Origin of the sequence: Microbispora triticiradicis (genome assembly GCF_005864065.1) — a bacterium.
In the GTDB taxonomy this organism is placed as follows: domain Bacteria; phylum Actinomycetota; class Actinomycetes; order Streptosporangiales; family Streptosporangiaceae; genus Microbispora; species Microbispora triticiradicis.
On sequence record NZ_VANP01000009.1, the window covers coordinates 150,287 to 164,484 of the forward strand.

Sequence of the window (14,198 nt, forward strand, 5' to 3'; positions counted from 1 at the left end):
GACCTCCGTCATCGCATTACGAAGAGCATTCCGAAGAGCACCTTGTGATCGGCCAGCGGCCACCCTAACCGGAGCGCCGCGCACGTGCGACGGTTTCCGGCGAGGGCGGCCGGCGTACGGCCAGGGCGGCCGCGTTCAGCCGACCTCCACGCTTTCCAGGACGCCGAGGGCGTCGGGCACCAGCACGGCCGCGGAGTGATAGGTGGTCACTAGGTAGGAGATGACCGCCTTGTCGTCGATGCCGGTGAAACGCACCGACAGACCCGGCTCGTACTCGTCCGCCAGGCCGGTGCGGCGCAGCCCGACGACTCCCTGTTTCTCGGTTCCGGTGCGCATCACCAGGATCGAAGTGAGCCCGCGGTCGGTGACGGGGATCTTGTCGCAGGGCAGTATCGGGACCCCTCGCCACGCCATGACCTTCGCACCGCCGGACTCGGTGACGTCCGGATACAGGCTCCGGGCGGTGCACTGGCGGCCGAAGGCGGCGATGGCGAGGGGATGGGCCAGGAAGTAGTGCGAGCTGCGCCGGCGGGCCAGCAGTTCGTCGAGGTCGTCGGGGGTGGGCGGGCCCGACCGGGTGTGGATGCGCTGCTTGAGATCGGCGTTGTGCAACAACCCGAAGTCGCGGTTGTTGATGAGCTCGTGCTCCTGCCGCTCCCGCAACGCCTCGACCGTCAGCCGCAACTGCTGCTCGGTCTGGTTCATCGGCTCGTTGTACAGATCCGCCACCCGCGAATGCACCCGCAGAATCGTCTGCGCCACACTCAGCTCATACTCACGCGGCCCCAGCTCGTAATCCACGAACGTCCCCGGCAGCGTCGCCTCACCCACATGCCCCGCCGCCAGCGCGATCTCCGCCTCCCCGTACCGGTTGGCCGGACGGCCGGCCGCGGGGCGGTTCAGCTGCTCCCGCAGGCTGTCCGAGCGCTCGGTCAGCTCGTCGGCCACCGGCCGTTCGAGCACGAGCACGACGCAGCGGGTGAGCGCCCTGGCGGGGGGCGCCGCCGGGCCGGTGAGATCACCGAGGTGATCCCCGTCGGCCACGACCCGGAGCAGCGTCTCGCCGCCGTACTCGCCGACGCCGACGCAAGCGATCTTGCCGTGGGCGACCAGGACCACCTGCCCGGCGGGCACCGGTTCGTCCTGGTCCAGTTCGTGCTGCACGAACCGGTCCGCCAGCGCGGCCAGCGCCTCCGCGTCGGCGTACCCGTGCAGCGACGGCAGTTCGCACAGCTCGGCCGGGATCACCCTGACCTCGGCCCCGGTCGAGACGAACGTCACCCGCCCGTCTCCCGGGGTGTAGGTCAGCCGCCGGTTGACCCGGTAGACCCCGCCCTGGACGTCGATCCACGGGAGCACCCGCAGCAGGTGGCGAGGGGTGGTCTCCCGCATCTGCGGCGGGGTCTTGGTGGTGGTCGCGAGGGTGCGCGCGGCCCTGGTGCTCAGGGCCAGCCGCGACGCGCCGTCGGGCCCGATCGGCGCGCTCATGAGGCACCCGCCGTGAGGTGGAGCACGGGCGGGTGGGCGACGCCGTCCCCGGCGGGCGCGCCGTACGCGGGCGCGAGGGAGCCGATCCTGGCGGTGGCGGTGCCGAGGCCGGTCGGGCCCTGGGTCCACCGGGCCACCGGAGTCGCGCGCAGTTCCTCGTCGAGATAACGCCGGCATCGTTGATGCCAGCGCAGGATGGCGGCCATCCAGTTCCGCAGATCGGTCACGTACGCCGCGACCGACTCACGTACGGCCTCGCCCGCGTCGATCCGGTCGAGCAAGGCCGGCAGGTCGATGGTGGTGATGTGCTCGAACTGCCTCATCCGGCTCGTCATCAGCCCGTCCACCACCGTCACGCCCTCCTGCGGCGGGCAGTCGAGGAAGGTGGACATCACCAGGACCGCGTTGTGCAGTTCGCCCTCGTACTGGATCTCCTTGCGGTAGGAGAACAGGTCGTTGAGCAGGCACGCGTAGTCCTGCGCGGCGTCGGTCATGCCGAGGAACTCGCGGGTCAGGTGGATCTCCTCCGGGACGACCCGGCCCGGGGTGAGCCTGGCGAGGCTCATCGTCATCCGCGAGCCGAAGGTCGCGCGCCGCATCTCCAGGTAGTCGACGGGGTCGGGCACCCGGTTCTGGGCCTGGTTGGCCAGCTCCCACACCCAGCTGTCGATCATCTCCTCCACCGACGTGCGGAAGATCTCGCGAGAGTCGGCCGGCAGCGGCCCGGCGGTGCGCGGCCACAGGTCGGCGAGCCCTCGTTCCAGCCCTGTCGACGGGCTCAGCCGCGGGACGAGATCCAGCGGCATGAGCTCCTTGAGCCGCCGGTTCAGGAGCTTCGCGCCGACCAGGTCACGCGCCGCGCCGAAGACGCGTGGATAGTAGTCGTCGCCGTACGTCCCCCAGGCCAGCCAGTTGGTGGCCAGGACCAGCTCGTCGGCGGTGGCGTCCGGGGTGATGCCGGACGCGCAGAGAGCCAGGTCGAATCCGGCGAGCCGCCGTTCGTCCCACACGGCGGTCGCCGGGATGCCGGGAACCCCGTCGAAGAACCCCATCGCCGCGCACCACTCCAGGTCGGCCGCGCGCGCCGCGTCCAGGTGCGGGTTGTCGCGCACCTCGAACGGCATGTACGGCTCGGGCAGCCGTACGCCGGCCTCCGCGAAGGGCCTGTGGGTGTGGTTGCGCAGGCCGCCCGCGCCCGTGAGGTGGGCGCGCGAGACGTTCATCCCGAAGGCCCCCGCCTGCCCGCCGTTCTTCGTGTAGCGGCTGGAGGCCGAGTGCCAGGCGTGGCCTCCCGCCTGCCAGTCCTGCAGCCCTTTGGCGTACCGGAGGACGAGCCCCTGCTCGGGCGGCGAGACCGCCTCGTCGGCGAACAGCGCCGGCAGTTCGGTCAGCGCGGTGTGCTCGAACTGGTGCAGCCGCGACGTGAGCAGGTCGTTGGTGATCTCCACGGCCCGGGCGGTGTCACAGCCGAAGAAACGCTCGCAGACCAGCACGCAGTTGGACAGCTCGCCTTCCTCCCGCACCTCCCGCTCGTAGGAGAACAGGTCGTTGCGCAGGTGCACGGAGTCGGCGAACGACTCCGTCAGCACCCGGATCGGCCGGCTGCCGGCCAGCCGGGCCGGAAGCTCCGCGCCCGCCGCGTGCTCGACCAGCGCCGCCGACCATGGGGCGCCGCCGACCTTCCGGCGTTCCTCGATGTACTCGATGGGGTTGGAGACGGCGTCCCGTTCGATGTGGAACAACTCCCACATCGACTCCTGGAGCAGATCCCGGGTGACCCGGACGAACCGCCGCCGCCACGCCGCCGACATGGCGGGCACGGTGCGGAACCACAGGTCGGCCAGTCCCCGCTCCACGGGGTTGACCGGCTCGGGCGGGTCGTCCGCCATGAACGCGTCGAGCCGGTCCAGGTACTCCTGGGCGCCGTCGAGATCCCTGCTGCGTTTGAAGGTCTCCAGGAAGTGGTCGTCGAAGTAGAAGACCCAGACGTACCAGTCCGTGACCAGGTCCAGCTCCGGGGCGGAACAGTCGGGATGGGTGTAGGCGCACATCAGGCCGTAGTCCATCGCGTCGAGCGACTCCACGGTCCAGATGTCCGGATCGTCCAGCATCCCCATCCGCTCCGCCCAGCCGCGGGTGTGCGTACGGGCGGTCTCCACGTGCGGGTTGAGCCTCGGCGGATACGGGAGATAGAAGTCCGGCAGCCGGTAGGACGACATCACAGGACCTCGACGCTCTCCAGGATGCCGAGGGCGTCGGGGACCAGCACGGCCGCCGAGTAGTAGGTCGTCACGAGGTAGGAGATGATCGCCTTGTCGTCGATGCCCATGAAGCGCACCGACAGACCCGGCTCGTACTCGTCCACCAGGCCGGTGCGGCGCAGGCCGACGACGCCCTGGTCCTTCTCCCCCAGGCGCATGACCATGATCGAGCTGACGCCCTGGTCGCTGACGGGGATCTTGTTGCACGGCAGCAGCGGGACCCCGCGCCAGGCGGGCGCCTTCTGGCCGTTGAACTCGACGGTCTGCGGATAGATGCCCCGGCTGTTGCACTGCCGGGCGAAGGCCGCGATCGCCTTGGGGTGGGCGAACATGACGGTCGGGTTCTTCCAGACGGTGGTCAGCAGTTCGTCGAGGTCGTCGGGGGTGGGCGGGCCCGACCGGGTGTGGATGCGCTGCTTGAGATCGGCGTTGTGCAACAACCCGAAGTCGCGGTTGTTGACCAGCTCGTGCTCCTGCCGCTCCCGCAACGCCTCGACCGTCAGCCGCAACTGCTGCTCGGTCTGGTTCATCGGCTCGTTGTACAGATCCGCCACCCGCGAATGCACCCGCAGAATCGTCTGCGCCACACTCAGCTCATACTCCCGCGGCCCCAGCTCGTAATCCACGAACGTCCCCGGCAGCGTCGCCTCACCCACATGCCCCGCCGCCAGCGCGATCTCCGCCTCCCCGTACCGGTTCACCGGGCCGTCCGGGTCCTCCCGGTACGCCGACACGTGCTCGCGCAGGCTCTCCGACAACGCCAGCAGACGCTCGAAGGCGTCCCTGGTCAGGGCGAGCACGGTGCACGGCGTCACCGTCCGCACCGTCCACTCCCACCGCGCCTCGGGGTGCACCAGCATCTGCTCGCCGACGTACTCCCCGTCGGCCAGCACCCCGAGCAGCGTCTCGTTGCCGTACGCCCCCTCACCGATCTTGTCCACCTTGCCGTGGGCCAGCAGCACGACCTCCTCCATCGGAGCCCCCGCCGCCGCGATGACCTGCCCCGCCTCGTACTCCCGCTGCGTGAACAGATCGGCCAGCGACGCCAGCACGTCGGCGTCGCCGAAACCCCGCAGCGCCGGCAGCTCGCACAGCTCGGCGGAGATGACCCGCACCTCCGCTCCGGTCGAGACGAACGTCACGCGCCCGTCGGCCACCTGGTAGGTCAGCCGGCGGTTGACCCGGTAGACGCCGCCGACGGCCTCGATCCAGGGCAGCACGCGCAGCAGGTGCCGGGAGGTGATCTCCTGCATCTGCGGCGGGGTCTTGGTCGTCGTGGCCAGGTTGCGTGCGGCCCTGGTGCTCAGGCTGAGCCTGCTGTCGTTCGGCGCGCTGGTCTGCGGGGTCGTTTCGGTCACAGCACATCACCCATCTTCTGATCGGCCGGCGGCCGGTTGTCCGCTAACAGGTCGTGCTCGTCGCCGAGCGGTGGAGGGGAAGGCATCGGAGGGGCGCCGCCCGGAGGGTCCCGCGCCGCCGGACCGGCCCCAGCGCGAAAGGCGCGGATGGGGCCTAAGGCGCGGGTCGGGCGGATGGGGCGAAGGACGCGGGAAGCCGCCGATGACGCGGGCGTGCCGTTCGCGCGCCTCACCGGACGCGACGCGTGAGCCGCTCGGTGAGCACCGCCAGCGCCTCGGCCGCCTCCGGCGTGATCGGGCAGTCGCGCAGCGCCGCGAGCGCCTGGCCGGTCCGCTGGACGATCAGCTCCTCGACCCGGTCGAGCGCGCCGGTGTCCACGATGATCCGCCGCAGCTCCGCCGCCCGCGCCTCGTCCAGTGCGGGATCGCCGTGCCAGGTGCGCAGCAGGTCGCGTTCCGGTCCGCGGGCCCGCGCGGAGGCGTACGCCATGAGGACGGTCCGCTTTCCCTCGCGCAGGTCGTCGAGGACGGGTTTGCCGGTGACCGAGGGGTCGCCGAAGACGCCGAGGACGTCGTCGCGCAGCTGGAACGCCTCCCCCAGCGGCAGGCCGAACCGGGAGTAGGCCTCCAGCAGGCTCGGCGGGGCCCCGGCGAGCGCCGCGCCGATCTGCAGCGGGCGCTCCACCGTGTAGCGCGCCGTCTTGTACCGGATCACCGTGAGCGCCTGCTCGACCCCGTCGTCACCCCGGGCGTGCGCCAGCAGGTCGAGGTACTGACCGGTGACGACCTCGGTGCGCATGCGGTTGAAGAGGTCACGGGCCGCGCGGGCCCGCACGTCGGCGGGTGCGGCGTCCGCGAGCAGTTCCTCGGCCCAGGCCTGGGCGAGCACGCCCAGGAGGATCGCCGCGGACTGGCCGAACGCCTCGGCCGCCCCGAACCGCCCCGGCCGCGCGAGCCCCCGGTGGATCGTCGGACGTCCCCGGCGCAGCTCGCTGCCGTCCATAAGGTCGTCGTGGATGAGAAGACCGGCGTGGTAGAGCTCCAGCGCCGCGCCGGTGGCGACGACCGCCGCCTCGCGAAGCTCCTCACCGCCGGCGCCCCGCCAGCCCCAGTAACACAGCAGAGGCCGGACCCGCTTGCCACCCTCGATCACGAATTCACGCAGCAGGCGGTATCCCTCGGCCACGTCGTGGTCGCCGACCGGAGGGCGCCGCGCGTCGAGGAAGTCGGACAGCAGTTCGTCGACCCGCCGCCGGATCCGGCCGGTGATGCCGGTGATGGACGTGTCCACGATCTCCGCCGTCATGGTCGGCCTCCTCGTCGGCGCGCCGGTCTCCCTGCGGAAAGTTACTTAATGAGCACGCAAAGTAGAACCAGGCGTTCCGATAGTCGGAACTTCTCACCGGTTCGCCCCGTGATCCGTCACATCACGCGAAAACCGGCTCCGCGGAGCGGCGCCGAGCCCGCCCGGCCGATGCGCCGGCGTCACCGCGGAGTGGTAGGCGCTGGCGAGGTTGTTGCGGGAGGTGAGGGTGTCGGGGTGGTCGGGGCCCAGCACCGCGCGGGCCCGCCCTCCTCGGGGCGGCCCGCACGGCTTGATCACCTCGGGCAGTTCCGAAACCCACCGATTCATTGAAGAACGAGGAGAGGTAACACATTCGTCACTCCGGGCGACACTTCTCGGGCCGGGCAGCAGTCCGGACGCATGGCGCAGGCGAGGGATGGTTCAGCACCCGCAGCGCGCCGACGCCAGGCAGGCGGCCACCCAGCCGGCCGCAGCAGCGCCTGACCTACCGGGCGTCCCGCAGACACCCCTGACCGGATCAGCGCTCGATCACGTCAATCGCCGAGCTGCTGGGGGTGAGTCCGGGGACGCTGTACAACCACATCCCCGACCTGCGCGAGCTACGGGCCGGCCACCAGCCCATGAACACCCCCGCTCAGCGATAGCGACGCATTCACCGGTACCCTCTCGCCTGTTTCCTCCAGTGGGCGAGGTTGGCCCGGGCGGTCAACGTGTCCGGGTGCTCCGTCCCCGACACCCGCTCGCGCACCGGCACTAGCATCGCGAACAGGTCCCGCGCGGCCGCCGCATCCCCCGCCATCCCCGTCCAAAAGGCCAGGTTCGCTCGAGCTGCCAACGTGGCCGGGTGCTCCGTCCCCGGCACCCGCTCCCGCACCGGCACCAGCACCTCATACAGGTCCCGCGCGGCCGCCGCATCCCCCGCCGCCCCCGTCCAGTAGGCCAGGTTCGCCCGGGCTGCCAACGTGGCCGGGTGCTCCGTCCCCGACACCCGCTCCCGCACCGGCACCAGCACCTCATACAGGTCCCGCGCGGCCGCCGCATCCCCCGCCTCCCCCGTCCACGTGGCCAGGTTCGCCCGGGCTGCCAACGTGTCCGGGCGCTCCGTCCCCGACACCCGCTCGCGCACCAGCACCAGCCCGGCGTACAGGTCCCGCGCGGCCGCCGCATCCCCCGCCATCCCCGTCCAGTAGGCCAGGTTCGCCCGGGCGGTCAACGTGTCCGGGTGGTCAGGGCCGAGGGTGTCGTGCAGCGCGCCGGCGTGGCGTTGTTGCAGGGTTTTGGCGGTGCGGTAGTCGCCGCTGGCGCGCAGATAGTCGACGACAGCGCCCATGCCCGGGGATTCGGCCGGCAGGGCGACGCGGGAGTGTGGCAACAAACTCGCGTAGACGGGCCAGGAGGAGATGCGCTCCGAGCCCTCGGGGAGGGCGGCCTGCAGCAGGTCGGCCGCGGTGCTTCGGGCTTCGGCGCGCTCGTGGCCGGGCAGGCCGGCGAGGGTGACGACCTGAACCAGGCGGTGCACGCTGACCAACTGCCCGTCCGGGGAGCGGGTGATCATGCTGTAGGAGACCAACACCCCCAGCGCCTCGGCCACCTCGGCCGGGCCCGCGCCATCCAGTCCATGAAGGACGGCGCAGGGCAGCTCGTCGGGGGCGTAGCAGGCCAGCACCCGCAACACCCGCACCGCAAACGGGCTCTGCCGGCCGATGCGCTGCCCGGTGACCGCCCACACCCGCGCGACGACCTCCTGGGCGTCAGAGCCGGGCCCTGAGCGTCGGCGTACGTGCGCGGCCAGCGCCCGGGCCGGGGCGGTACGCAGCAACTCCAGGTAGGCCGCGACGGTGATGCCGGGGGTGTGGGTGATGTAGGCGCCGGCCTGCTTGAGTGCCAGCGGCAACCCGTCCAGCTCACCGGCCAGCTCCTCCAACGCCTCATGGTCGCCGCCCAGGCCGGCATCCCCGATGAGGTGGAGTTCGCCACCAAGCCGATACTCGCCCGGCAGATGCTGGCCCGGGCCTTGGACGGGGGCCTGCCGGTGTCATGGGCGACAGCGGATGAGGCCTACGGCATGGACTACAAGTTCCGCTCTTTCCTGGAGCGGCGCGGTGTCAGCTATGTGGTCGCCGTCCCCAAGAATCAGATGGTCGCGGGTGCCACCGTTCGCGCCGATACCCTTGGCCACATGGGTCCGTCCCGGAGGAAACCCCCACCCACCTGGCACGCCATGCCAAGCACAAGGTCCAGGCCCGGTACCGGTTGCTGTCCGTAGGGGCCCGCACGATCTTCGTTAACACCGGTGGAGTCAACGTGAGCAATTTCAACCTTGACCGCGCAGGTGGACGCACGCTGTTCGGCAACCGAAAGCAAGCAGCGGAGAACTTCATGGAGGCATGGTCCTGGGACGAATACCTGGACAAGTACCGGCGCCAATCCGCCGCCAGCCGGGTCTGAGAGCACAGCGGGAGGCGAGCCAGTAGGGCCCGGATCCCGCCGTGGGCTCACGGGCCCGCAGAGCGGGCGGTCAGTATGGTTCTGCCGGGACGCCGCTGATGCGGCGGTCAACGCCTCGTAGCTCAGAAACCTTTATCGAGCTCCGGTGGACTGGCGGAAGAGGCCTCGGGCCGCGAGATACACCGGGCCAGCACTCGGGCACGGCCGCAGCAGACCACGATCCCGCGCCAGCACCAGCCACTCCCTAATCACGCCGATCGTGTCCGGGCCAAGCCGGCGTAGCCCTTCGCGATCATTCGCGCGTGCGATCCGAGACTGGGATCGGGGCTCAGGTCTCGGGGTGATACTTGGCGGTACCGGTCTCATCCTGGTCAGAGCCTGTCAGCAGGGACGTATCAGCCCACTCCAGCTGTCCTTGCCCATCTGACGAAGTGACAACCGACCAGCCCGGAGGCCACCTGTGCGGACGGTCGGGATGGGTGACCCTTGCCAAGTCAAAGCGAAAAGTCACATCAGACGGCTGGATATCCGCGAATAACGCGAGTTCCTTGAAGGTTACGTCCTGGCAGTTGACATCCCCGCGGAAGGTCGCCCTATCGAACAGGGCGCTCCTGGTGAAGGTCGCCTCGCTGAACCGGGCGTCCCGGGTGAAGGTCGCCTCGCTGAAGACGGCGTCCCGGGCGAAGGTCGCCCTGTCGAAGACGGCGTCCCGGGTGAAGGTCGCCCTGTCAAAGAGGGCGTCGCGGGCGAAGGTCGCCTCGTTAAACCGGGCGTCCCCGGTAAAGGCCGCCCAGCTGAAGGAGGCGTCCCCGGTGAAGTTCGCCCCGTAGCACAGGGCGTGCCCGGTGAAGGTCGCCCCGGCAAACAGGGCGTCCCGGGTGAAGGCCGCCCAGCTGAAGGAGGCGTCCCGGGTGAAGGTCGCCCTGTCAAAGAGGGCGTCGCGGGCGAAGGTCGCCTCGCTGAACCGGGCGTCCCCGGTGAAGGCCGCCCTGTCGAAGACGGCGTCCCGGGCGAAGGCCGCCCTGTCAAAGAGGGCGTCGCGGGCGAAGGTCGCCTCGCTGAACCGGGCGTCCCCGGTGAAGGCCGCCCAGCTGAAGGAGGCGTCCCCGGTGAAGGCCGCTCCATAGAACAGGGCGTGCCCGGTGAAGGTCGCCCCGTGGAACAGGGCGGTCTGGGTGAAGGTCGCCCTCGGGAACAAGGCGTGCCCGGTGAAGGTCGCCCTCGGGAACCAGGCGGCCGCGGTGGAGCAGACGGAGAAATCAAAGTCGATCAGGGTCGCACCGGTCAAATCAAGCCGTATGTCCTTCCAGAATCGCGACTGGACGGATGCCTGTTTCCACCTATACCGCCGTAGTGGCTGTCGCCAGGATGGTTCCGGATCCAATTCATTTCGCAGGTGGGCGGTGAGGATGCGCTGTGCGGTGAGACGGACTTCCTTTTCTTGGTGCAGGTCTGGTGCGTCGCTATGATCCTTGACGGCCCAGGGCCCCGCCGGCCGGGAGGCTGCGTCGCTTTCTCGGCGCCAATCGTCGTCGGGTGGGGTATAGGGCATGCGCAGGTAAGCGCAGATCACGTCCACGATGGTCTGCCGGTGGTCGGGGTCGTTCTGCCCGAGGCGTTCCAGTGCGTATAGACCACCAAGCCGTACGGGGGCGTTCTCGTGGCCGAGTTGCTCCACGGCCTTCGTGTACAGTTCGGTCGCGCGGCGTTCGGCGCCGTCGTACTCGGTGTGAAGTGCGTTGAGCTCCTGGTGGCGCTGGCGGCGCAAGGCGAGCAGCAGGGTTACCGCGGCACCGAGGCCAGCCGCTGTGGCGAGAGCGGTTCGGATGGCATCGTTACGGGCCAGGGCGATGTCGGTGCCTTTGACCTGAGGTGTCGCGATTACGGTGACGGTCACCGCGGGCGCAGGCGAGGCGCTGGGCGACGGCGGGGCCGGTGCGGCCGGGCTCGCCGAGACTCCCGCGAAGGCACCAGGGATCGATGGTAGATCGCGGATCAGGAGCCATCCGGTGACGACGGCCGCGGCGGCCACGCCGAGTGCAAGCCAGGGGACCCACCACCACAGCGATTTGGGCACACGAAGGGCAGGGGGTCGTCTCTTGACGGGGACAGACGGCACATTCCCCTGTCGCCGGGGAGCAGCGGGTCGTTACAAGAATCTCATACCGGACAGATTGGAAATCTGAAGGCACTCGACTACTTTCTGTCGCCTTACTGGTCGGGAGGATCTTCTCCCTCTGCACGGGGCGACCGGCAGCCGTTAGCGGGCCGCGGGAGAGAAGGCCACTGCCAAGACAGGGCCGGTGTGTCCGGTGAGGGGGGCGCCGACGGGTTGGCGGGTGGTCACATCCCACAACCGCACCCTCTCGTCGCTGCTGGCGGTGGCGAGCACGTGGCCGTCGGGGTGGAAGTCCACCGCGACGACCGAATCGGTGTCGGTGAGGACAACGCCCATCGCCTGATACAGCTCCAGCAACTCCGCAGAGGACAGTGTGGCTGGTGCCTGTTGGCTGGCTTCCTCATCGGCTGTCAGCCACAGGGCACGGAACTCCTCGATACGGCTGCCATCTCCGGTGAGGGCCTCGACGATGACCTCCAAGTGTTCCCAACGCGGCGGCTTCTTGCAGCGGATCACCAAGTTGGCGGTGATGTGGCTTCTTCACTGCCCGTACAGGGCGAGCAGCACGGCGGGCAGAAAGGCCATCAGGGTCGCCGTCGCACTCAGTACCCGCGCCGGGGTGCCGGCGGGGTAGTGCGCACGATGTAGAGGGCCAAGCCGATGAACCACTTCCCAAGCCGAAGACGAACCTTGGAACAGCGTCACGCGTCCTGGCCTCTCACTCTTCCTTCTCGGCGGCACCTTCAGGGAGGCGGGTTCGGATGCTAATTTCGGTCGGTTCGCCCGAAAGATCGGTGCGTACGGCCGCTTCGCGGCCCCGTCACGCATCGCCGATGGGAGCACGGTCTGGGGTGATCGTGATGATCCGACGGCTGGCCGCTGTCGCGGTGCTGGGCGTGGCGATGACCGGGTGCGCGGGCGACGGCGCCGTGGACGCCCCGGCCTCCCCCGGCTCCCCGGCGGCAGCGGGCCCCCGGCCCGGCCCGGGCCCGTCCCTCGGCACGGGCGTCTGGACGGAGACGCCGATCGGCGCGGCGGTGGAAAGAGTCGCCGCGACCGCGGATGGCGAGGTCTGGGCCGTGGGCGGCACCGGCGAGGCCGGCAGGGGCAGCCTGGCGCGCTGGGACGGCCGCGCCTGGCGACGCATGCGCCTGCCGGCGGGCCTGCCGTATCTGAACGCGGTGTCCGGGACGTCTTCCCGCGACGTCTGGCTCTTCGACAAGGACGCGGACGTCCGGCGGTGGGACGGCCGCCGATGGTCGGCGGGCTCGCGCACTGGTCATCGTCGGGCTGGTCCACCGTGCCCTCGCCCCGGTCGGGCCGGGCCGTGATCCGGCGTTTCGAAGCCGGCCCGTCCGGCGACCTGTGGGCGGTGGCGGACGGGCCCGGCACCGAATCCGTGATCGAGCACTGGGACGGGCGCCGCTGGAGAGACGTGCCCGCGCCCCGGTGGCTCACCGGCGCGGAGGCCGGGTTCGACGACCTGGCGGTGGTGTAGGAACGGGAGGTCTGGGCGGCCGGCTCGATCCTGCTGCCCGGCGCCCGCCAGGCCGCGCTGCTGATGCGCTGGGACGGGGACCGGTGGACCCTGGTCCGGGACGTACCGCCGGGAGCGGTCGGACTCGGCCCCCTGGTGGCGGACGGCCACGGCGGGCTGTGGCTCGGCGCGCACAACTACGACTACGGCGACCACCGCATCCTGTCTCCACTACGACGGTCGGTCCTCGTGGACGTACGACACGGCCCCGAGGACGAACAACGCTCCGGCGGTGATCGACCTGGCCAGGGTTCCCGGAGAGGACCGGGTGTTCGCGGCCGGCGGCAACCCCTCGTACGACGAGGACAGCCAGGGATGGCTCTGGACGCGGAACTGAGACCCGCCGGCGGGCGGGGTCAGCCGAGGCGCCGGCCGTGCCGGTCGCGGGCCTTCAGCCGTACGGTGGGCATCTCGGGCGCGGGCAACCGCTCCTCCCCGCCGGGGACGACGCCGAAGCGGGCGCCGCGCGCCCAGTCGTCGCGGGCCGCGGCGATCTCCTCGTGCGAACGGCCGACGAAGTTCCACCACATCACCAGGGGTTCCTCGAACGGCGTCCCGCCCAGCACGAACAGCCGCGCGGGCCCGGTGGTCTCCAGCGGCACGTCCGCACGGCCCTGCCCGAGGTAGAGCAGCGATCCCGGCGACAGCGCCACCCCGGCCACCTCCGCCGTACCGGACATGGCCAGCACCGCCGTCTCGAAGGCCGGGTCGACCGGCAGCCGGTGGCGTCCGGCGCCGCCGAAGAGCACCTCGGCCCCGAGCAGCGGCGTGTGCGCCCGCGCGGGCGACCGGGCCGCTCCCACCTCCCCCACCACGACGGTCACGGTGACGTTCCCGTCGCGCAGCACGGGCAGCGCGGCGTGGTGCTCGAACCTCGCCTCGCCGTGCCGGGCGTCCTCCGGCAGCGCGACCCACAGTTGCAGCCCGTGCATCCCTGGAGGGTGGTCCGGCGGCGACTGCTCGGAGTGGGCGATCCCGTGGGCCGCGGTCATCAGGTTGAGCTGTCCCGGCACGATCGCCTGGACGTTGCCGAGACTGTCGCGGTGCAGGATCTCCCCCTCGGCGAGCCAGGTGACCGTCTGCAGTCCGGTGTGGGGATGCGGCGGCACTTGCATACCCGGCCGGTCGCGCACGTCGTCCGGGCCGAAGTGGTCGACGAAGCACCACGCGCCGACCATCCGGCGCGGGCGCTGCGGGAGCAGCCGGCGCACCGTCGTGTACCGGCCGAGCGGCACGTCGTGGCCGGGCAGGAGCACGCTCTCCGGCATCGCCTCGGCGCCCGTGCCGCCATACAGAGCCTCACAGCCGTAGAGCGCGGGCTCCCCGGGGCTCAGCGGCCCGGCGGTCACCCGGCCGCCTCGTCGAGCGAGAACCGGGCCCGCCGGTCGGCCGGCACCAGATCGAGGTACTCCGGATGCCGCGCGATGTACCGCCGTACGAACGGGCAGTACGGCAGGACCGACAGCCCGGCGTCGCGCGCGGCGTCGAGCGCGGCGCGGACCAGCACCGAGCCGAGGCCGCGGCCCTCGAACGAGGAGTCGATCTCGGTGTGGGTGAAGGAGATCGTCTGCCCGTCGAGCCCGTAGTCGGCGAAGCCGGCGAGGACGCCGTCGACGGTGATCTCGAAGCGGCGCGCCTCCGGATTGTCGGCGACCTTCGGGTCTGTCTGCTCCATCGGTTG

Annotated in this window: 12 protein-coding genes and 1 pseudogene; 4 read left to right on the top strand and 9 right to left on the bottom strand. The window is 70.7% G+C overall.

The genetic code is table 11. The features are described 5' to 3' along the window. Positions 1 to 135: 135 nt before the first annotated feature. From FED44_RS23330 to FED44_RS38180, 5 genes are all read right to left on the bottom strand, one after another. Positions 136 to 1,488, bottom strand: coding sequence for a family 2B encapsulin nanocompartment shell protein (locus FED44_RS23330; RefSeq protein WP_138462048.1), 1,353 nt, complete (start codon positions 1,486 to 1,488; stop codon positions 136 to 138). Next, on the bottom strand, positions 1,485 to 3,707 hold the full coding sequence (locus FED44_RS23335; protein ID WP_165900686.1) for a terpene synthase family protein: 2,223 nt from the start codon (positions 3,705 to 3,707) through the stop codon (positions 1,485 to 1,487). The genes FED44_RS23330 and FED44_RS23335 overlap by 4 nt, the downstream gene beginning before the upstream one ends. After that, the gene (locus FED44_RS23340; protein WP_244302172.1) at positions 3,707 to 5,107 is read right to left on the bottom strand and encodes a family 2B encapsulin nanocompartment shell protein; all 1,401 of its coding nucleotides are present in this window, start codon (positions 5,105 to 5,107) and stop codon (positions 3,707 to 3,709) included. Before FED44_RS23340 ends, FED44_RS23335 begins: the two co-directional genes overlap by 1 nt. 229 nt (positions 5,108 to 5,336) lie before the next feature. Then, the gene (locus FED44_RS23345; RefSeq protein WP_138462049.1) at positions 5,337 to 6,413 is read right to left on the bottom strand and encodes a polyprenyl synthetase family protein; all 1,077 of its coding nucleotides are present in this window, start codon (positions 6,411 to 6,413) and stop codon (positions 5,337 to 5,339) included. Positions 6,414 to 7,065: 652 nt separating this feature from the next. Continuing rightward, entirely contained in the window at positions 7,066 to 8,337 is a 1,272-nt protein-coding gene (locus FED44_RS38180) for a tetratricopeptide repeat protein (protein ID WP_138462051.1), read from the bottom strand. A 21-nt stretch (positions 8,338 to 8,358) separates the two neighbouring features. Here FED44_RS38180 and FED44_RS23365 point away from each other — a divergent pair. Both FED44_RS23365 and FED44_RS35965 read left to right on the top strand, forming a co-directional pair. Next, positions 8,359 to 8,628: pseudogene (locus FED44_RS23365) on the top strand (transposase); the annotation flags it as partial. An 89-nt stretch (positions 8,629 to 8,717) separates the two neighbouring features. Then, on the top strand, positions 8,718 to 8,861 hold the full coding sequence (locus FED44_RS35965; protein WP_167521568.1) for a hypothetical protein: 144 nt from the start codon (positions 8,718 to 8,720) through the stop codon (positions 8,859 to 8,861). A 328-nt stretch (positions 8,862 to 9,189) separates the two neighbouring features. Here the strand turns inward: FED44_RS35965 and FED44_RS35970 are convergent, their stop codons facing one another. Together FED44_RS35970 and FED44_RS36540 are read right to left on the bottom strand one after the other, a co-directional pair. After that, positions 9,190 to 10,758: a pentapeptide repeat-containing protein gene (locus FED44_RS35970; RefSeq protein ID WP_167521569.1), complete on the bottom strand. Its 1,569-nt coding sequence runs from the start codon at positions 10,756 to 10,758 to the stop codon at positions 9,190 to 9,192. 363 nt (positions 10,759 to 11,121) lie between these two features. Beyond that, complete coding sequence (locus FED44_RS36540) at positions 11,122 to 11,496, bottom strand: WD40 repeat domain-containing protein (protein WP_208759137.1); 375 nt, start codon at positions 11,494 to 11,496, stop codon at positions 11,122 to 11,124. Positions 11,497 to 11,840: 344 nt separating this feature from the next. Between FED44_RS36540 and FED44_RS23380 the strand changes: the two genes are divergently transcribed. Both FED44_RS23380 and FED44_RS35975 read left to right on the top strand, forming a co-directional pair. Next, entirely contained in the window at positions 11,841 to 12,311 is a 471-nt protein-coding gene (locus tag FED44_RS23380) for a hypothetical protein (RefSeq protein WP_138462053.1), read from the top strand. Next, positions 12,308 to 12,478 carry a hypothetical protein gene (locus FED44_RS35975; protein ID WP_167521570.1) on the top strand — a complete coding sequence of 57 codons (171 nt, stop codon included), beginning with the start codon at positions 12,308 to 12,310 and terminating at the stop codon, positions 12,476 to 12,478. The genes FED44_RS23380 and FED44_RS35975 overlap by 4 nt, the downstream gene beginning before the upstream one ends. A 395-nt stretch (positions 12,479 to 12,873) precedes the next feature. Here the strand turns inward: FED44_RS35975 and FED44_RS23385 are convergent, their stop codons facing one another. Both FED44_RS23385 and FED44_RS23390 read right to left on the bottom strand, forming a co-directional pair. Then, positions 12,874 to 13,866, bottom strand: a complete 993-nt coding sequence (locus FED44_RS23385) for a pirin family protein (RefSeq protein ID WP_244302173.1) — start codon at positions 13,864 to 13,866, stop codon at positions 12,874 to 12,876. Next, complete coding sequence (locus tag FED44_RS23390) at positions 13,863 to 14,192, bottom strand: GNAT family N-acetyltransferase (RefSeq protein WP_111700902.1); 330 nt, start codon at positions 14,190 to 14,192, stop codon at positions 13,863 to 13,865. Before FED44_RS23390 ends, FED44_RS23385 begins: the two co-directional genes overlap by 4 nt. Positions 14,193 to 14,198: the final 6 nt, after the last annotated feature.